We start from the raw sequence: 21,588 nt of genomic DNA, 5'->3' as shown, positions 1-21,588 counted from the left end.
ATTAACAATTAAAAAATTACCTTCTCAAATCCCTTATCCTTTTTCTTTCACTCTGTTCTGTTGAGTTGGGATGCATATCTACTAATTGCCAATCGCTGAGTTCTTTAGTGAGGAAATCGATGACCATGTCAATCGGTAAAAATTGTTTAAGGATATTGTAGGTAATTCTACTCGGAATGGCTAGTTTCATAATGGCCTTGACCCTCTTGCCAATCTCTTTTCGGAAGGAAGAAAGATAAAATGTGCTGACTGAAGGGAAATGATTACCGTTTCCGAATTTGGGCATGTACATTTCAGTTTCATCGAAATCAAAGATGGGAATAATCTGGTATTCACCTTTTTCATTTCTGTATTTCTTTTGTTCCTCTTCAGGCATTTGCTCATAGCCCGCCTTCACCAAAGTATTTTCTTCTTTGTGGATATCTACAGTAAAATAATCTTTGAGGAATTTCTGACAATTGGCCCTGCCTAAAAAATAATCATGGATTCTAAACTCTTTGCTGATAAAACCGCCAAAACCGCCCAATGAACCACAAGCAATTGCTTTCTCACCAGAATAATCACCTCTTTTAGGAGAAATAATATAATGCTTTTCTAAAGCGCTAGCATTCTTTGTTTCATTTTCTATTTTGGGTTTAACCTTGGCTTGGTGCCTTAAGGTTTCTAAGAAAGGTCCTGCGAGCCCCATTATATCTCTAATCTCTTTGTTCTTTCTCTTATTTGTTCGTTCGTGTGTGGTTTCTTCAGGAAATGGATCAATTGTCAGCACCACATATTCTTTATTTTTCTTTTCCTTCAATACTTCCTCAACATGTAAAAAAGGTTCGTTGTTGATCACTCCACCATCTACAATAATGTTTTCGCATTCTTCTTCTTTTCCGATGTCACCCAACTCAGCACCTTGATTGATCCATTTATTATCAATAATGTACTTCCCTTTTCGAGTAACACTTCTAGATTTTAAACCAAAAGGAAAGGCTCCAGTAGCTAAAGTGGCCCTTTTCAGAAGGTCCAAGTTGAGGGAAGTGTCTTTAAAGAAATTCAATGGAATCCAACCATCATCACTGTAATCTTTGACATCTTTGGCAAGTTTAAAACAAGCAAAATCGTTGTGGTACGTTACATAAAAATCGTCTGATTTTTTTCCATTTCCTTTGAAAGAATATTTATAATCGTATCCGTTGAGATTCGTAAGCGTAACAAAAACTTTAAGGTCTTCGGGAATATAATTTCTCTTTAGCTCATTCTTGCAATTTTTGATCGCTCTGTCTGCTATTTCATCAATAAAATCAGAATTGATAAGAGAATCTAGTTTTTTGGTTCTTTTCAGGTCTTTGGTATCTAATATTCTACTCAACATATTGACATTGGTTAGATCTACCCAGCTATGATATAGTTTGTTGGTCGTAATATTTTCTAAGATATTTTTACTTTTCACTTCTCTTACATGAGGAATTTTTTCATTGAGAATAGAAGCTAAAATCACCCCTGTTATTCCTCCTGCTGATGCCCCACCTATGATGGGTATTTCGATATCGTGGTTTGGAATGGAAGTGGAGTTATCATTTTTCTTTTTCTCTTCCCAAGCATCTAGTGCCTCAATGAGATAATCGATTACTCCAGCGGTGTAGGCACCTCCTGAAATTGCACCTGCCATACAAAGTCCCACTTTGTATTTTTGTTTAGTAGTTACTGACATATCTAGTTCAATAGAGATGAGTAGTGATCATAAGAGCTTCAACAATATCTTTTGTATTCAACTCAGTTGAAAAGTACTAAACGAGATAAAACAATGTGTGAACTATCAGTTAATTCCATATAAAAAACACCTTGATATTTTAACTGAATATCAAGGTGTTATCATAGTGTAAATTATCAATTAAGGAATCGGAAAATTGAATTCAATACAATGAAAAATGTTTTAAATTGCTATTTCATGCCCACTTACACTAAGCTAATGTTGTGATAGAAAAAACTTAATTCAATAAATTCCCAATCTTTACATCGATATAAAATGTTCTAGGAGTATAAGGTCCATAAACGAAACCTGCATCTTTATCTATTCCACTTACAAAATTAGATTGCATCTGGTTGAAAATATTTTTCACACCAGCACCAATTTGGATATTAGCACCTTTTGTTAATTTTGTAGTATAAGCTAGTTTAAGGCCCATATCTACAAATGATTCTGATTCAATCAATTCTTCATTTTCTGTTAGCTCACCATTGATGAAACCACCTGGCAGATACGGAACAAACATTTTCCCTGTATATACACCCGTCAATGACGCTTGCCATTGATTTGTAATCTTATAATTGGCAGTCAATGAACCATATTGGTTTGGTGTTCTTAAAATCTCTTTTGAAGTACTTGATTCCTCATCACCCCATTGATTTTCCTCTCCATACTGTGATGATTGGATGGTATAATTCGCTTGGAACATCAATGATTCACTTGGAGCAATTTTCGTTTCAAAGTTCAACCCTTTTACCACTGCATTTGAAGTGGAATTTCTCTTGAATAAAATCAACGTTCCATCATCTTGGTAGTGGTATTGATTGTCAAAACGATCGTTGATGGTGGTATGGAAACCTTCTACTAAGAAATAGAACTGTGTCTTTCCAATTTGCTGATCTAAATCCAATGCCAAGTTATAAGAAATTGAAGTTTCTGATTTAAGGTCTGGATCTAAAACTGTTCTTACTCCTTGACCGCTTGTCACTTCAATATGAAGGTCTTCTGAGAACATTTGAGGCGCTCTAAAACCTGTTGCAAAACCACCTCTGACTTGTAAGTTTTTCAAGATCTTGTACTTCAAATTTACTCTTGGATTTACAGCAGGAACACTCTTATCATTTTCATGGTTTTGTAAATCAGTAATGTCTACATAATCCATTCGAATACCAGTCAATAAAGACCATTTTTCATTCGTCCATTCTTGTTGAGCAAAAACTGCATAAGTATTCGAATTTTGATCAGAAACAGTAGCATCTTTTGTCCATTGCCCCGTTTCTTCATCAAGGTATGCTAATTTTTTATCGTTAATACGGTCATTGATAAACTCAGCTCCTACCACTAAAACAGACTTTCCACCAGCTACTTTACCAATATCATAACTCATTTGAGAACCTCCTATAATAGTACTACCAGTTGTTGAACCATAACCATCAGGTGCTTGATGTGCACCATAGTAACTATCTCTATCTACAAATTGACCGATAGCATAAGTATTCAAATGCCATTTTTTATTTTTACTAAACCAATCATGAGTAAGACTTGCACTACCAATATGCATTGTGATAGCTTCCGTTAGATCAGTTTCATGAAAAGGTTTGTCAAACTTGTTTCCTCCTCTTCTTTCATCATTAATATATTTAGCATCAAAAGTAAACTTATTTTGATCATTCAATTGATGATAAATTTTGGTTCCAACTGAAATGGTCTCTAAGGCCGTTACTTCTGAGAAGTCATCTTTGATTGGCTCACCGTATGGGTTACCATCATCATCAATTTTATAGTAGATATCATCCGGATTTGCATTCCAAGAATCTCTGTTTCTATATGAACCAAAAACATAACCTGATGTTTTTTCATTTTTAGAAATCAATGAAGTGTTGAAGTAAACGTTGTAATCACTCGCTTCTCCATTCAAAGAAGAGAAGTTTGTTCCCACCTCATAAGAATTGAATTGAGGAGATTTGGTCAAAATGTTGACTGTACCGCCAATAGCATTCGCTCCGAAAAGTACAGAACCTCCACCTCTTACAATTTCAATCTGATCAACCATTGCCACCGGAATTTGCTCTAATCCATATACACCTACCAATCCATTAAAAACGGGACGACTATCAATCAAGATTTGAGTATAGGGACCTTCCAAACCATTCAAGCGAAGCTCCGATGAACCACAGTTACCGCAAGTAGTTTCAACTCTTGCACCCGACACATAATTCAAACCTTCACCTGCTACTTTAAAGTTAGCACTTTGGAAAAGGTCACTGCCTATTACATTGACAACAGAAGACGTTTCGTTTCTACTTTGTGCTCTTCTATTGCTTGATACAATGACCTCATTCAATTCTAGAAGGTCTTTTTGCAATTCAATATGTAATTCTTTTTGATTGGTACTAGCTTCCCAATCCATTTCTATCGTTTTATATCCCACTGTAGATACAGTAAAATGATATGTTTCACCTTTCTCCAATTCTAAAATGAAGTGGCCTGTTTCATCGGTTGTTGTGCCCAACTGACCATTGTTGACCGAGATGTTTACAAATGGAATATGCTCTTTACCAGATGTAATGTGTCCTTTAATCTTAATAGGATTGCCAGCATAGAGATGTAAGCTGAATAGCGTGAGTATCGTTGAAAAGATATATGAAGCGAAGTTAGATTTCATTATTCTTATTTAGACTTATTTTTAATAATGAATCAAAATTAGAAGATGAAATAATTGACTAAAGGAATGTTAATCATTCGTAAATAATGATAATTATCACTATAACACAACATAAACAAAATCACACATTCTACACTGTGTTATTGTGATTTTTGGGCTAGAACTTATTCAGAAATATCTAAAATCATTAAACCAAAAAGACACTTTCTCTTAACTCATGCTCTATTTGATATAGTCATTGAAAACTTAGAGGATGAATGCTAAGAAAAAGTATCTTATTTGACGTAAGTACTAAGTCAAAAATAAATCATAGTTAATTCTATTGATTGTTTTGAATTTGTACTTTGTGTATTTACTTTAATCAAAATCGTTATAATCAAATATCGATGCCCTAATGCACTGCCTTCTTCTTGTATTTATCAATACGTTCCATGGCTGCTTTTTCATATTTGCGTTGCAATTGCCAGCGTGGCCTTGCTAGCGTAGTTTCCCACTCAAATAACTTTTTGTATAAATCTCTGACCACATCAGGGTATTGTGAAGCTAGGTTGTTGGTTTCTGAAATATCTTTTGACAGGTCATACAGTTCTGCAGGTCGGTCAGGGTAGCGGAGCATTTTCCAATTGTTATGTATAATGGCTCCTCTATTTTCCTTTTTCCAATAGAGCGTTTGGTGTGGTTTTTCTTTATTCTCTTTTGATAAATAAGGCAAAAGGTTTACTCCATCGATCCCGTTCAAATCACTTGTATTTCCTCCACCTATAGTATAGCACATCGGCAATAAGTCTAAGGTGCTGATTGGATTAGAATATTTCTTTTGAAGCTGATGATTTGGTAACTTAATGATAAATGGCACTCGGATTCCACCTTCCAAGTGACTCGCTTTTGTTCCGCTCAATGGGCTATTGTCAGAAGCATTTCCGTCGGTTGGACCTCCGTTATCATTCGTATAAATAATCACTGTGTTATCAGCTAAACCTTCCTTCTCTAAATGTTCCAAAATATTCCCACAAGCTCTATCCATTGCCAAAGTCATTGCAGCTAATTTTTTGCGTTTCCCTTCTAACTCTGGAAATTGTGCAAGGTCTTCTTTCTTCGCATGCATTGGAGCGTGAACAGCATTGTAAGATAAAAATAGGAAGAAGGGTTTGCTTTTATTTTTTGAGATAAAATCGATGGTTTCATTGGCAAATGCATCTGTCAAGTATTCATCAGGCTCTTCATAATTTTTGAAGTTACGTTCCATCTTATCTTCTTCTCTATGATTAGGGTTCTTGTTGTTGAAAGCCCAATAACTTCTTGCTCCTCCTCTAAATCCATAAAAGAAATCAAAACCTCTTTTCAAAGGATGGAATTGGTCTTTATTTCCCATATGCCACTTTCCAATTATACCCGTAGTGTATCCCAATGATTTCATATAATCGGCAATTGTTGTTTCTTCTAAAGGCAAGCCCATATCATCATCTTCTAAACAATAATTTTGCATATAACCAGGAACATTGTTCTCTTCAAAACCAAATCGCTGTTGATATTTACCGGTTAATAATGCGGCTCTGGAAGGTCCACAAACGGCTCCTGCCACATAGGCTTGCGTACAAACTGTTCCTTCTTTTGCCAATTGATCCAATACTGGTGTTTTCATAACAGTACTGCCTTGAAAACCAAAATCTGCGTATCCTGCATCATCTGAGAGGATGATAATGATATTTTGGGGTTTATCTTTTTGTGCAAAGAGTGAGTTGCCTGATAGATATATCAAAGTGAGTAAAAGTAATTGTCTCATTTCATTTCTATTTTTAATTAAATTTTTGTCCTCTTTTAGTCACGAATTCTACTTTTGCTAAACATTCATAATAGTGGAATTTTAATCTTTTAGTTTAGTAGTACTCATCCGACCTTGAAGAGAAAAGCGTTAAGAATTTCATGGATTGAGCCTATAAAAATGATTTTCTATTTGAGTTTTAGCGAGTTTAAAATCATTGAGGCGAAAGGAGTAGAATTTAGCTTTTGACTCCTAAGTCTAGATTTTTTGCTATATTTTTCATCAATAGAAAAAGGAAGCTTAAAAGTAGAGTTTAGAAAGTTTATTCATAATTGAATATCAAGAAAAAAAAGGACCAAAAAAATGGCCCTCTTTAATGGAATGAATAATGTGATCAAACATCTACAGTTTTACACTGTAATTTTTCAATATATATTCGTACATCATGAACTAAGTTTTTTATTTGCTCAAAGTCGAACGTTCCGTCTTCTGACTTGACAAATAACTGCCCTCCAATTCCTACACAGTAGGCTCCTGCATCAAACCAGTCCTTCAAGTTTTCAAAAGTGGGCTTTACTCCGCCTGTGGGCATAATATTAGTCCATGGCATTGGTGCTTTCACAGCTTTGATGAAACCTGGTCCACCAACCTGTGTAGCAGGGAAAACTTTTACTACCTCAGCACCCAATTCTTCTGCTTTTGAAATGTCTGAAATAGTACCGCAACCTGGGTTCCAAGCCACTTTTCTACGGTTACAGATCTTTGCCATTTCTTCATTGACAATAGGAGAGACCACAAAGTCGGCTCCCGTTTGTATGTAAAGTGCGGTGGTAGGAGCATCAATGATTGAACCTATTCCTAAAGCGAGATCTGGTAAAAACTCATTTCTATAATCAATAAGTTTTCTAAAGATCTCATGAGCATTATCCCCTCTATTGGTAAACTCAAATACTCTCACTCCACCCTCATAACATGCCTTTAAAATATTGATGCTTACTTCTACATCTTTATGAAAGAATACAGGAACAAAACCCGTTTCTTTCATTTTTAAAGCAACTTCTATTCTTGAAAATTTCATTATCTGACTATTTTTCCGGTTCCGTTTGTAGCTATAAAATGTTTTACTTCTTCTACAGAACAGATGTTCTGATCTCCTTCAATGGTATGCTTAATGGCAGAGGCTGCGATAGCAAAATCTATCACTTCCTGTAATGTTTCGATGTTTCTTAATCCATAAATCAAAGCCGCCATAAAGGAATCTCCTCCTCCTACTCTGTCCACAATATGTGTTAGATCATATTGCTGACTTCTATATACTTGCTTTCCATCATACAAAGCACCACTCCATGTATTGTGATTATTTGAAATAACTCCCCTTGAAGTGAACACTACGATTTGACAATTGGGAAAACGCTTCATGATCTTATCTCCTTCTAGCTGAAAGTGATAATCTTCAATGGTATCATTCAATACATCAACATCAGGATGAGTACCTGACATCACATGATTGTATTCCATCAACTCTGGCATTACTTCCTCAGCAGTCTTTCCCCATTTCCATAAGTTGCCCCTGAAATTATAATCCATTGAAACTTTCAAGCCTCTTTTGGCGGCTTCTTCCAAGCCTTCTAAAAGTGCTTCTTTGGCACCTTCAGAAACTGCCGGAGTGATACCCGACCAATGAAACCAGTCAGCATCTTTGAAAATAGTATCCCAATCCAGCATTCCTCTTGTCAAGGTAGCTGTAGAAGAATAAGCTCTATCGTACACCACTTTACTTGATCTTCCACATGAGCCATTTTCATAAAAATACAGACCCATTCTATCGCCACCATAAAGTATATCTGAGGTTTCTACACCAAAGCTGTTCAAGTGTCTCACTGCACTCAGCACCATATCATTTTTGGGTACTCTTGTCACGTACTTCACCTGATCTCCAAATTGACCCAATGAAACTGCCACATTGGCTTCAGCTCCTCCAAAATCAATATTCAGCGATTTGGTTTGCTGTAATCGTTGATTTCCTGGAGATGACAATCTGATCAAGAGTTCTCCAAAACTTACTATCTTTTTCATCCTGCCTTTATTAATCTACCATCAATTTCTTTGAAACTACTTTTCCGTCAACATTTGCTTGAATAAGGTAAATACCCGATTTCAACGAAGAAGTATTGATTGTGACTTCACTTCCTTCTGGAACAATAGTCTCAATAGTTCTACCTGCAATATCCATTACTCGAATAGCATCCATTTTCAAACCTCCCTTGAAAAATAACTTTACATTTCCACCATTTGAAGGGTTAGGGAACAATACAATTTGCTCTTCTAAACTTTCTGTTGAAATGCTTGTTGGTGGTTCAGTAGCATCAAATGATCTTTCAATAGGCAAACTGAAGTTATACACTCTCATATTCACACTACTGATGTGACCACCACTTTCTGGGAATTGTATGCTTACCGTGTTACTTTCCTCTAGTAATTCATAATCCACAGGAATCTCTATTACACCAAAGAATGATCTTCTTTCCTCTTGGAGGTCACCTTTGATATTTTGAGAAACATCCAATAATTGTCCATTAATTTTTACTGTAGGCTTTAAAGAAAGATGATGTGCTCTACCTAAACCAATTCTCAATACTGCTTCCCCATTTTCTGCCAATTCTACTTTTGACAAATCAAATGTCATGGCTTCACTTGTGATAGGCTGGTAATAAGTAGATGCAAAATATTTTGTCTCATCAGATGTTTCATTGATATCAATATTAGCTTTCAATTGATAACGAATGATCATTGTAGACTCAGGTTTTAATACCGCTTGAGAAGGTGCTGCATTGTATGAATTCTCTTCAATAACAGGAACTCCTCCATTACTATAAAGATGTCTTATTTCCACCTTATCGACATTGTCATCTCCTAACCCTGCTACATTTAATTCTATCAATTGATCTTCCAACGTCAAGTTATTCATAATGACATAAGCAATATTTCTATCTACATACGCGTCAGTCTGAATATCAACATTCTCAGAAATATGGTCTACTCTTGTTCCTTCAACTTCTGTCCATAGTTCATAGAATTTCACCAAATCTGTATAAACCCATGTTCCCGAAAGACTCCCTGGCTCGTTTTCTCCTCTTAATAATCTCCAGTTATAAGGAACATCACCCACTGTACCCCAAGTTGCTTTCAGCACAATAAAAGGAAGTGCCTTTGCAATAGTATTGGTTCTGTCCATAAATGTCATCAACATAGAGTTTGTTGAAACCAAATAATACCAATCTCTTTCAGCCGACCATTGTTGATTCATCATTGTGTGCACTTGAGCACCATATTCTGATATCAATGTAGGTTTTACAACTCCAAACTTATCGTAACTCGCATGATCCATCATGTCCAAGGTAGCCTCAAGATTACTTCCTTTTCTCATGATTCTTTTGTTTTGGAATGTAGGCCAGTCGTAAAGGTGAATCGACCAGAAATCCATATTATCACCTGCCATATCCATAAACTTGTTCCAACGTTTCTCCCATCTTTGGAAGTTGTCGTAATCAAAATTCGGGAAAGCAGTAGTGAAACCACCTACTTTCTGATCAGGGTTGACTTTCTTTACTTCTTGTGCTATTGTATTGTGATATTTGAAGATCTGCTCTAATCCTTCGTCAGTTTCTCCACAGTCTTCACAGCCAAACATTTCGTAAACCGGTTCATTGATCACCTCAAAAAATTCTGGAGCTACTTCTGATCCTGAACCATAAAATTCTTTGATAAAATGCGCACAGTATTCACCAGTTGCAGTACCGAAAGGCTCGCTTTCTGTATCACTCTGAGAAAATGCCCATCCTTTATTTGTTAGTTTACCATCAGGCCAAAACGGGTGGTATTGAGTGGCCAAAATGTGTGATTTGTTTCGATCTGCGTAACTGTGGTAATCTGAATTATTTAAATAATTATTTCTATGCTTTTCCCCTTCCGTTCTTAATTGATCCAAATCAACAAAACCCGGTCTATTGGGATCTTCATTTAATACAGAATTAATGTTCCAAGTGATTGTACCTGTATTTCTACCAAAATACACGTTCTTCTTATTGATAAAATCGTCCTTGATATCTAATGGTTTGGCGTCACCATACTTTGTCCAATCATTTTCTCTGATGCCCGCATGTACGCCAATAAATTTTTCTCTTTCAAAAGTAGACACTTCACCAACTGTATGCTTCACATTAAGGTTCACATCTACCTTAGATGTTTGCGCCAGTACCGGAAAAGATAGTAAGTAAAGTATGGTAATAATAATATATTTCATATTGTTCATTTGCGTTAGAAGTTGATGATGAATCATAGTTCACTCATTTCATTTGCCATGATTTGCAATGTATCCCATGAATGAAATCATGAGCTTTTGGATACGTCACTTTTATATACTTTAAGTGTAATACCCATCCAAAAGCCCACAATCTCACTCGTGGGTAAAAGATATTTTTTGTTTTGCGATAGCCTCTTTCACAAAACCTCAATGATTATCTAGAAGCCTTAGGCTGTTTTGCTGACTTTTCGTTTTTGGCAGTATGAGATGTTTTTCTCTTACCTTGGAAACGTCTGATATGCTGATAATCATACGATACATAACGGTGAGTTAAACCCCATCCGAAAATTGAGAAAGGCTCATCACTGTTTAAGCTTCTGTTTAATCCCATAGCATGCGGTGCTCCAGGAATTACAGCTTGAATATTAAAGTTGATACCATCGTTAGCAAACTGAACAGTTCCTTTTTCAGGACCATCTGTTGTGATCAATGACATGATGCCGTCTTTGTATTTGAACACACAAATTTCGTGACCTGAATTTGAGATAGGATTATACTTTGATTTCACATAAGGTCCTAACGGATTATCTGCAATCGCTACACCATGACGGATTTGACGTCCACCGAAAGTGATTGCCTCACCCATTTGCTCACCTTTGTAGTACAAGTAGAATTTACCTTTGTAAGGGATGATACATGGATCGTGTACTTTATGGCTATCGAAATCACCCTTCTTTTCTACTAAGAAACGGTTTTGCTCCGTACCTTTCCAAACACCATTGTCAGCAGGACTTAAAATAGGATCTTCTAATTTCGTCCAAGGTCCATAAGGTGAATCTGCATAAGCTAACCCTACTTGGTTTTTCGTTCTTACGTTATAAGGCGACTTAATTGTTTGGTAACATAAATAGTATTTTCCTTCGTACTCCATTACTTCAGGAGTGAAAACCGAACGGTCATCAAACGTACCTTTTTCACCTCTTGCAACAGAAAGTCCTTCTTCTTTCCATGTCCATCCATCAGTTGAAGTGGCATGCCAGATGTCACAACGATCCCATGGGAATACTTTTTCTTTTTCAATATCACCACCAAATCCTTGAGTTTTTCCTACAGATTTTGAGTAATAAACGTGGTATTTTCCATCAATATAAAGTAATGCTGAAGGGTCACGTCTTACCACACCTTCCTCATATGCTAAATCACCTTTTAAATCATGAACCGTAAATTCACCAAACCACTCATTTGTCAATGAATCAGGCCAAGCTAAAGCTCTTTTTGACGCCGCACTTAAATGATTGGGATCTGTAATACCCAAGAAGTCTAACTTTTCTTTTGAGATTTCTATTTTTTCCTCACTTACATCAGTATGCGAATGAGGGCCAGTAGACTTAGAGCAAGATGATGCCATGATAGCACCAATCATAAATGTACCTGCAATATTCTTAAATAAATTCATCTCTTGTTTAATCTTATAATCTAATAATATACTAACTGAAAAAATATTTTGTAACGGGCAGACTTCAGTATCTACCCGTTTACATTAAATTAGGCTGTTTCCAAATGCAATTACTGTAATGCCCAACACCATACAAGACAACCCAACATATAGGGACGTTTTGGCTTGCTTTGGTGCTTCCAACCATTCTTTTGTAATTAAACCACCTACAATTGCAACACCCACAGATACTGTATTGAAGATTGCATAACCTACTGTACCTCCGTTTTGTCCCAACCTGAAAGCGGCATAAGCAAACAATGCAGAAGCAGCAAAGTTGAAGATACCCATTACTGTTGTTAATACTGTATTTCTTGGCAATTGAGCAGTTACAAAATTACCCCATAGTTTCTTTTTCGATAATTGATAAATGAAATAAGTGGCGATTGATAAACCACCGAAAATGTAAATAATATACATCACAACAATGGCACTTACCCACTCTGCATTTCCGTTGGCTACAACGGCATCTCTGATTACACCACCACCAACAGTGTTGGCATAGTTGAATCCTGTTGCTAAAAGACCACCGATCACGGCAATTGCAATACCTTTGATCATGTTATCACTTTTCACTTCTGATTCCTTCTCACTCTCTTGTTGCTTTAAGATACCTGCTCTACCATTACTCATCACACCAATTAATACTATCAAAATACCTACCATGATAGTACCAAAAACGTGCAATTCAGGAATTCCATCAATCATAAATGGAATCAGTGAACCAATCAGAATAATAGTACCTATAAACAGTGAAAAACCAAGCGACAATCCTATATAGTTAATGGCTTTACCCCACATCATCACACCAATTCCCCATAAGAAACTAGCAACTCCCATTCCAAGCAAGACATTACCTGGAATTGCTCCAAGTACTTCCGTGAAATTGTCTACCATAAAGTAGGCTGCAATATTTGGGATGATGAAGGTATTGATCATAAAGAACAATCCCCATGTATTTTCGAATTCAAATTCTTTTGTAAACTTTTCCGGTAAGGCATATAAGCCTAACATCAGTCCTGCAAAAATGGACCATAAAACTCCTTCGATCATGACGACAATATTTTTTTGTTAATTAAATGAATAGACTGTAGTAGAGGCATAAGGTTCCTCTGGAGTTGTAAATGCTTTTGGTGCACCATCAATATTTGGCCCGTTAGGATAACGGTGTGTCTCACAGCAAAATGCTTTATATCTGCCAAATTGATCGCCACTTTCTCTTTGCAATTCGTTGGATGTAAAATATCCTGTATAGAATAGCATTCCTGGCTCAGTTGTTGAAATTTCCAGTGCTATTCCTGTTTCTTCATTTTTAAAAGCAGCCACACTTCTTAATTGTTCTTCATCGTCAAATAAGAAATAATGCTCACATCCTGTTTCTAATTCTTCAAATACTTCAGCCAGTTTTTTTCCTTCAGTCAAGTCCAGAACGGTCCCTGCCACTTCTTCTATCTCTCCCACGGGAACGTTAGTTGGATCTGCTTTTAAGAACTTGTCTGCGAGTATTTTTGCGGTATGTCCGCCAATTGTTTCTTTAAAACCTGATAGGTTGAAATAAGTATGATTTGTCAATGAAATTGGTGTTTTCTTATCCGTTGTTGCATGATAAGCAATTTCAAGGTTATTGTTTTTTGTCAATGTAAAAGTCACTTGTACCACTACGTTACCAGGGAAACCCTCTTCCATATCTTCACTTTTTCTTTGGAAAGTGATGCTATCTGCCACGTCTGTAGACAATTCATTGACGCATGACCAAAGTTGCTTGTCAAGACCTTTGATTCCGCCATGAAGGTGATTAGGTCCATCGTTAGTTGCTAAAATGTAGTCCACACCATCTACTGCAAATTTACCATCTTTAATTCTAGAGGCAAATCGGCCTACAGTACAGCCAAAATAAGGTGCATTTGCTTTATAAGCCTCAGAAAAATATCCTCCCAACTGATCAAACCCACAGGCTACCTCTGTTAAATTTCCATCTTTGTTGGGTACTTGAATGGAAGTTATGGTCGCTCCTAATGTCATTATTTTGACGCTCATTCCATTTTTGTTTTTCATTTCGTAGAGATGCACTTTGTACCCTTCATGCACCCCGAATAATTGCTGTTTGATCATGTTGTTTGTACTTTGCGGTTGGTTTGTTCGTCCTTAAAATCATTCCAGTAATTTCAAAGACCAACACTTATTTCATTTCAAATAATAGTTTTCCAATTAGTTGTTGGTTCAAAAGGACAATGGTCATACAATATCCTTTTTCAAATACAGGGCAGGCACATCGGCCTACCCTCACATAAGTTTATGCATATTCTTGTAATTTCGCTTCAAATGGTGCTAGCTTTTCCCAGTCGAATGTTACTCCTGTTCCTGGCTCATCTGATGCTACAGCTCTGAAGTTTTCTACAACCAATGGACGAGTTGTGTACTCATCTATCGGAAAGCTATGTACTTCTAACCATCCTGAATTTTCTTGAGAAGAAACAAGACTTACATGTAATTCCTGCATACCGTGCGAACATACTGGGATGTTGTTTTCTTTGGCTAACTTTGCAGCTCTCAACCATCCTGTCACACCACCACAGTTAGAGGCATCCGGCTGTACGAATGACAGTTTTGATTGTTCCATTGCGTATTCAAATTCATGAATAGTATGTAAGTTTTCACCCATCGCTAAAGGTACTCCTGTCTTTTCTGTGATTTCAGCGTATCCTTTGTAGTTATCAGGAATGATAGGCTCTTCAAACCAAGTGATGTTGTAAGGCTTGAATCTTTCAGCACACTCAATGGCTTTTTCCACTGACATTGAATAATTGGCATCTACCATAAATGTGATATCATCACCAATGTATTCTCTAACTGCTTTGATTCTTTCTATATCTTCATCAAGGTTTTCTCTACCGATTTTGATCTTCACTGCACTGAAACCTTTGTCCATATACGACTGCATATTTTTCAGAAGTTTCTCAATCGGGAACATCAAATCGATACCACCACAATAAGCCTTACAAGTATTGTTTACTCCTCCAGCCATTTTCCAAAGTGGTTGCTTAGAAGCTTTACCTTTGATATCCCAAAGTGCAATATCAATGGCTGAAATAGCGAAAGAGGCAATTCCTCCTCTACCCACATAGTGGATGTGCCATTCCATAAAATCATAGATCTCATCAATTTGAGTGGCATCTTTCCCTACCAAAGCTGGGCCAAGATCGTAATCTAGCATTGCTTTGATCGCTTTTCCGCCTTTACCTCCAGTGTAAGTATAACCTGTTCCCTCCATTCCATTTTCTAATGTAATGGTAGAAGTAACCAGTTCAAAATGTGTATGATCTCCGTGTTTGGCATCTGAAAGCACCTCCGGAAGAGGTACTTCAAATAGCCTATTTTGTACACTAGTTATTATCGTATTCATGTCAGTAGTCCAATCTTAATATTTTACATAGAAAGTTTTCTTCTCCATGTATTGCTCAAATCCATATTTCCCATCTTCACCACCTGTACCACTTAGTTTATAACCGTTGTGGAAACCTTGGTGCTGCTCACCATGACCTCTGTTGACATAGATTTCACCAAACTCTAAATCTTCATTCAGCTGCATGATTGTTTTGATGTCTTGCGTGAAGACCATTGCCGCTAAACCAAACTCACAGTCGTTAGCATATTCTACTACTTGATCGAACTCCTTAAATTTCAATACTGGTAAAATTGGGCCGAAAGCTTCTTCATGTACTACAGTCATTTCTTGTGTCACATCTGTGATAACAGTTGGCTCGAACCAGAATCCTTTTTCAAACTCACTACCTGATGGCTTACCACCACCAAATGCAATCGTTGCACCTTCTTCTACCGACTTCGCTACTAGATGCTCCATGTTTTTGATCTCTGAAGCATTCACTTTTGGTCCCATTGTAGAAGAAGCATCTAATGGATTACCTACTTTGATGTTTTTCACTTTTTCCATGAATTTCTCCATGAATGCGTCATAAATATCCTCATGTACATACATTCTTTCATTACATGTACATACCTGACCGCAGTTATCAAAACGAGAGTGGAAACAAGCATCTACTGCTTGGTCAATATCAGCATCTGCAAATACAATCGCAGGAGCTTTACCACCCAATTCCAACTGTACATGAGCTAAATGCTCAGACGCTGTTTTGAAGATTTGCTGACCTGCAGGCGTAGAACCCGTCATCGTTACCATTCTAGTAATTGGACTTGCCACCAAAGCATTACCCAATACTCTACCTTTACCCGTCACAATGTTGATCAAACCTGCTGGGATACCCACTTTCTCCGCCAAGAAACCTAATTCTAAAGTTGCTAATGGCGTTTCTTGAGTAGGTTTTACAACAATGGCATTTCCCGCTACTAAAGCTGGCCCAATCTTTCTACCAGCCAAAGCCAGCGGGAAGTTCCATGCTGTTATCGCCACTATCACACCACGAGGGATTTTTTGAATCCAAATTTGTTCTTTTGGATTGTTAGAAGGGATAATATCACCTTCAATATGTCTTGCCCAGTCGCATGCATACTCAATGAAAGTAGCAGTTACTTCCACTTCCATTTCTGCCACTGATAATAATTTTCCTTGCTCTCTTGTCAGTAAGTTTGAAAGGTAAGGTTTGTTGGCACGAATTTCCGCCGCAAATTTTCTTAATAAGTTTGCTCTTTCAATTGCCGGTACTTTTTTCCAAGCTTTTTGTGCTTGTTCTGCCGCTTCCAATGCAAGATTCGCTTCATGCTCATCTCCCATTTGTACCTTACCTACTACTGCTTCATCAATAGGGCTAATGACATCTTCTGTCTGTCCAGAAGAAGCTTCAATCCACTCACCATTGATGAATAATTTATATTCTTTAATTTCTGTTTCTGTTAATGTCTGCATAGCTTTTCTTTTAGGTATTTTAAGATAAAGGGAAAAAGAATGATGGGGAAGAGAGGGCTTTTGGTATTATCCATTTAAACACCCATCACTCTATGAATTCCCTATTTATTTGTCAATGAATTAACGGCCCATCCAGCCACCATCTACTAGCATAATACTGCCATGCATATAAGCAGCTGCTTCTGACGCTAAGAATACTACAGGACCTGCAAAATCTTCTGGTTCTCCCCAACGTGCGGCTGGAATTCTAGATAAGATTGATGTAGCTCTTTCTGGATCGTTTCTTAATGCTTCTGTATTGTCAGTACTGATATAACCTGGAGCAATTGCATTTACGTTCACACCTTTGCTTGCCCACTCATTGGCAAACGCCATTGTCAACTGACCAACAGCTCCTTTACTCGCTGCATAACCTGGTACAGTAATACCACCTTGGAACGTTAATAATGAAGCTGTGAAAATCACTTTACCTTCACCTCTTGCTACCATTTCTTTTCCAATTTCTCTTGTCAGGATAAACTGAGCATTCTGGTTTACTTCAATTACAGTATCCCACATTTCATCAGGGTGTTCTGCCGCAGGAGTTCTTAGGATTGTACCTGCATTGTTCACCAAAATATCAATTTGTGGATGGTTCGCTTTTACTGTTAAAATGAAATCGTATAAAGCTTTTCTATCTGAAAAGTCACACTGGTAAGCCTTGAATTTTCTTCCTTTTTCTTCTACAGCTTTTTGTACATCGCTGCCCTCCAATTCTAATGATGCAGAAACGCCAATAATATCAGCCCCTGCTTCAGCAAGACCTACTGCCATTGCTTTACCAATACCTCTTTTACAACCTGTTACTAATGCTACTTTATTGTTTAGTCCGAATTTGTTTAGAATACTCATGATATTTTTTTTCCGATGTTTGATATTTTTTAATTCGGGCAGACACGCAGGTCTGCCCCTACGATTAATTGTCGTTACACTTAATTAGGTATTTCATCCCTTCAGGATTTTGATCAATTTCATCAAATACTGCCTGAATATTGTCTAGAGAATCTACCTTAGTGATTAATTTTTCGAATGGAACAAAACCTGAATCTGCAATTCGAATAGCCTCTTCATAATCATCTTCTTCGTATAATCTTGCTCCTAATAATTCGATTTCAGACCAGAAGAATTTGAATAAGTCAACTTGCTTTTGCTCACCACCATGAATAGCAACCATCACAATTCTACCTCTTACGTTGACTACTTCAGTCATAGTCTGAACACCTGGTGCTGAACCCGATACCTCAAACGCACAATCAATCATTTTTTCACCTGTTAATTCAGAAATTCTTTCAGAAAGATTTTCTTTAGCAGGGTTAATTGTTGTAAAACCTAACTCGTTAAGCATTGAAAGACGTGTTTCATTTACTTCAGAAATGAATACGTTGGCTCCTTTTTCTTTTAAAACATAACCGATCAATGTTCCGATAGGACCACCGCCAATTACCAAACAGTTTTCACCTTTCTCTACTCTACCAATTTTCACATCATGGCAAGCCACTGCTAAAGGCTCAATAAATGCACCGTGCATTAGGCTTAATTGCTCTGGTAATTTATGCAGAGTATAAGACGGAACTGTCCATGAATTTTGGAATGCACCGCTTGAGTCAATTCCAATAAACTTCAAGTTTTTACCTACATGCTTGAAGCCTTTATCGAAAGGATGCTCTTCTCCAAAATGTAAAGGTCTAACGGCAACTTTATCACCCACTTTTACATTTTCAACACCTTCACCCACTTCTGCCACAACAGCTGAAGCTTCGTGTCCTACTGTCTGTGGAGGAGCAACTCTTTGGTCCATCACTCCATGGAAAATATGAACGTCAGTTCCACATACTCCACAATAGGCTACATCTAATCTTACTTCCCCTTTACCTGGAGTAATTTGTTTTCCTTCTCCTACAGTAATCTTCCCTTTCGATTCATAAAATGCTGCTTTCATCGTCTTTTTTTTAGTTTAATTCTGCTAATACTTCTTCATTATCATCCTTTTCAGTACTAATAGTTAGTAGTACTTTGTCTTCGTCCAACCCGTCAACAGTAGCTTTGATTTCCACTTTCCCTTGCTTTTCTGTGGATTGTAATACCAATAATGCTCTACCTTGATCTGTTTCAATTTTTCTAGAAACATGAGGCTGTACATTAGTATTTGAACCGTTATCCACACCCAATGCTCTTAGGTAAGATGGTGTTTCAAAATCAATAACTTTTTCTAAATGTTTGACTGGATTGCCGTTTTTATCGACTAATTGTGCCACTACATGAGCCACATCATATTGATTATTCACAAGTACTTTTTTATCCATTGATAGTTGAACGGCTACTGGTTCACCGGCTGTGATTAATTCAGTAGTAAACGTTTTCCCATCTTTTTTGCCAACTGCTGTTAAAGTTCCTTCTTCAAACGGTACTCCCCACTTGTAGATATGATCTTCAAATTCTTCAAGCTGTCTAGTTCCTAAACTTTTACCATTTAACAGCAATTCAATCTCCTCTGCATTAGAATATAATTCTACGCTAATCATCTCCCCTTTTTCATAATTCCAGTGGTTATTGACATCATGCCATTCCCAAAGTGCAGTCTTCCATTTTTCAGAATCTTTTGCTACCATTTTACCTGTCTTCTTATCGATTTTATTGATCGATTTTGAAAGTACCTGCGTTGCGATGTACGTATGAGGTCTTTCATCCCAAAGCGTTTTAATCATATGGTAAGAAGGCTTTGTGAATCCTGCAAAGTCGACCATTCCAGCATCATTACCCTTATTTGGCCAAGGTGCTCTGATTTCTCCCAAATAATTAATACCTGTCCAGAAGAATGTACCAGCTATAAATGGTCTATCCATGATTGCCTTCCACTCATGATACTGTGCCAAGTTTTCTGTACCCATGATAACTTTATCAGGATAGTTTTCATGGCCGTAATCATACAATACTCTTCTATAACTATAACCTACAATGTCTAAAGACTTACCATAGTCCGTCTCGTGTGAAGCTGACGGTAAAATACAGTTGGCAATTACTGGACGAGTTGTGTCCATTTCCTTTGTCCATTGTACTAATTTTCTTGCTGTTGAACCAATGTTGTATTCCTGTCTTGGCAACGATGCTAACTCCTCTTGAATCTTCTTTCTTGAGTGAGGAGGTTTTGACCAGAAATAATTTCCTTTCCAGTTCATATTATTGAAGAAACCTGTTGCTTGAGAGATACGAGGGTACGTCCACTCAATTTCGTTGCCAATACTCCATTGGAAAATAGAGGGGTGATTTCTATGTGATAATATCACTGCTTTCAAATCACTTTCTGCATAATCCTGGAAGTAGTTTGCATAACCTTCTGTCTCATTATTTTTAGATTTCTCTTTTTGATTCCATCGTTTGTCTTTTGGATAATCCCACTCATCAAAAAACTCGTCCTGCACTAAGAAGCCCATCTCATCACACAAATCCAAAAACTCACTTGAAGCTGGGTTGTGTGCTACTCTGATGGCATTACAACCACCATCTTTCAAGATTTGCAATCTTCTTTTCCATACATCTTTTGGCACAGCAGTACCCACTAAACCGGCGTCATGGTGAAGGCAGACTCCTTTAATTTTCATATTACGTCCGTTCAAATAAAAGCCGGAGTCTGCCTGAAAAGCAATACTTCTTACACCAAATTTGTTTGTTAGTTCGTCAGTTGTATTATCGCCGTCTATTAGCTTTGTCTTAACTGTATAAAGGAATGGATCGTCTACATCCCATAAGTTTGGTTTGTCTAGTTTAGTCGAATGAATTACCAATTTATTCTTGTTTGCTTTTACCTTTTCATTAGATGAAATTGAAGCAATGATATTTCCTTTATGATCGATAATGTCGTGGATTAACTTAATATCTTTTTCTTTTGAATAACCATTATTAATATCTGTCTCAATGATTACTTCAGCTAATTGATCGTTAATAATATTTGTTTTAATAAAAGTACCCCAAACTGGTACATGTAATTTGTCCGTTACAATCAGTTCAACATTTCTGTAGATTCCGGCTCCTGTATACCATCTGCTGTCTGCAAAATTGCTATGATCTACTTTGACTAATAGTTCATTTTTACCGCTTTTCTTTAAAAAAGGCGTTAACTCATAATGGAAAGGTGAATAACCATAAGGATGAAATCCTAGTTTTGTACCATTAAGGTAAACCTCAGAATTGTTATAAACTCCATCAAAAAGAATAAATGCATTTTGATTGTCAGTTAAAGGCAATTCAAATTCCTTTTTATACCATCCTATACCTCCGCCATAAATGTATCCCGTAGCAGGTGCAAATTCATGGTTTGCCGAATCATACTGATTTCCTATCACCCAATCATGAGGTAATCTTACCTCTTCCCAGGAAGTGGAAGGGATTTTATCAGTTTCCAAATCAGACTGACTAGTATCTAAAAGTGCAAATTGCCAATCAAAATTAAAATCTGATTCCCTTTGAACTTCTGGGGCTTTTCCTTGACACCCTAATATTACTAGGGCCAATATGCTATACACAAAGTTTTTCATTAGTTCCTATCCATTTTTACCGCTCAACATAGTCATTTTTTAATGCATGACATTTTTTATTTTCACCAAGTTTTTTCTTTTTAGAATAAGAGGTTGCCGTCGGGCTTACCTTCCGGCAACCTCCATTATTTATTCAAACCTAACTAACTTTCAAGTAGGAAGCATCTATAATAAA

General features: G+C 36.9%; 14 protein-coding genes. All 14 read right to left on the bottom strand.

The genetic code is table 11. From position 1 onward, the window contains the following. Positions 1–16: 16 nt before the first annotated feature. The 14 genes from AVL50_RS31555 to AVL50_RS31490 all read right to left on the bottom strand — a co-directional run bounded on the left by AVL50_RS31555 (position 17) and on the right by AVL50_RS31490 (position 21,413). Positions 17–1,699, bottom strand: a complete 1,683-nt coding sequence (locus AVL50_RS31555) for a patatin-like phospholipase family protein (RefSeq protein WP_062621877.1) — start codon at positions 1,697–1,699, stop codon at positions 17–19. 277 nt (positions 1,700–1,976) lie between these two features. After that, positions 1,977–4,400: a TonB-dependent receptor gene (locus AVL50_RS31550; RefSeq protein ID WP_062621875.1), complete on the bottom strand. Its 2,424-nt coding sequence runs from the start codon at positions 4,398–4,400 to the stop codon at positions 1,977–1,979. A gap of 391 nt (positions 4,401–4,791) precedes the next feature. After that, on the bottom strand, positions 4,792–6,183 hold the full coding sequence (locus AVL50_RS31545) for a sulfatase-like hydrolase/transferase (RefSeq protein ID WP_062621873.1): 1,392 nt from the start codon (positions 6,181–6,183) through the stop codon (positions 4,792–4,794). 373 nt (positions 6,184–6,556) lie between these two features. Further along, positions 6,557–7,240: a bifunctional 4-hydroxy-2-oxoglutarate aldolase/2-dehydro-3-deoxy-phosphogluconate aldolase gene (locus tag AVL50_RS31540; protein ID WP_253764345.1), complete on the bottom strand. Its 684-nt coding sequence runs from the start codon at positions 7,238–7,240 to the stop codon at positions 6,557–6,559. Further along, the gene (locus AVL50_RS31535) at positions 7,240–8,238 is read right to left on the bottom strand and encodes a sugar kinase (RefSeq protein WP_062621870.1); all 999 of its coding nucleotides are present in this window, start codon (positions 8,236–8,238) and stop codon (positions 7,240–7,242) included. The genes AVL50_RS31540 and AVL50_RS31535 overlap by 1 nt, the downstream gene beginning before the upstream one ends. A gap of 10 nt (positions 8,239–8,248) precedes the next feature. Next, positions 8,249–10,465, bottom strand: coding sequence for a T9SS type A sorting domain-containing protein (locus AVL50_RS31530; protein ID WP_062621868.1), 2,217 nt, complete (start codon positions 10,463–10,465; stop codon positions 8,249–8,251). Positions 10,466–10,679: 214 nt separating this feature from the next. Beyond that, positions 10,680–11,921: a family 43 glycosylhydrolase gene (locus AVL50_RS31525; protein WP_082796098.1), complete on the bottom strand. Its 1,242-nt coding sequence runs from the start codon at positions 11,919–11,921 to the stop codon at positions 10,680–10,682. An 84-nt stretch (positions 11,922–12,005) separates the two neighbouring features. Next, complete coding sequence (locus AVL50_RS31520; RefSeq protein ID WP_062621866.1) at positions 12,006–13,013, bottom strand: L-rhamnose/proton symporter RhaT; 1,008 nt, start codon at positions 13,011–13,013, stop codon at positions 12,006–12,008. 18 nt (positions 13,014–13,031) lie between these two features. Further along, the gene (locus AVL50_RS31515; protein ID WP_062621864.1) at positions 13,032–14,072 is read right to left on the bottom strand and encodes an aldose epimerase family protein; all 1,041 of its coding nucleotides are present in this window, start codon (positions 14,070–14,072) and stop codon (positions 13,032–13,034) included. A gap of 181 nt (positions 14,073–14,253) precedes the next feature. Further along, complete coding sequence (locus AVL50_RS31510) at positions 14,254–15,363, bottom strand: mandelate racemase/muconate lactonizing enzyme family protein (protein WP_062621862.1); 1,110 nt, start codon at positions 15,361–15,363, stop codon at positions 14,254–14,256. 15 nt (positions 15,364–15,378) lie between these two features. Beyond that, positions 15,379–16,842 (bottom strand): aldehyde dehydrogenase, encoded by a 1,464-nt coding sequence (aldA, locus tag AVL50_RS31505; RefSeq protein WP_062621861.1) that lies wholly within the window; start codon positions 16,840–16,842, stop codon positions 15,379–15,381. A 120-nt stretch (positions 16,843–16,962) separates the two neighbouring features. Then, entirely contained in the window at positions 16,963–17,727 is a 765-nt protein-coding gene (locus tag AVL50_RS31500) for an SDR family NAD(P)-dependent oxidoreductase (protein WP_172826962.1), read from the bottom strand. Positions 17,728–17,797: 70 nt separating this feature from the next. Continuing rightward, a complete protein-coding gene (locus AVL50_RS31495) occupies positions 17,798–18,820 on the bottom strand; it encodes a zinc-binding dehydrogenase (protein WP_062621857.1) in 1,023 nt (340 codons plus the stop codon). Positions 18,821–18,830: 10 nt separating this feature from the next. Then, positions 18,831–21,413 (bottom strand): glycoside hydrolase family 2 TIM barrel-domain containing protein, encoded by a 2,583-nt coding sequence (locus AVL50_RS31490; protein WP_062621854.1) that lies wholly within the window; start codon positions 21,411–21,413, stop codon positions 18,831–18,833. Between the last annotated feature and the right edge of the window lie 175 nt (positions 21,414–21,588).

Source organism: Flammeovirga sp. SJP92, from assembly GCF_001583495.1.
Classification (GTDB): Bacteria; Bacteroidota; Bacteroidia; order Cytophagales; family Flammeovirgaceae; genus Flammeovirga.
Note: the sequence above shows the minus strand (reverse complement) of the source record. Positions and strands in the feature narration are given on the sequence as shown.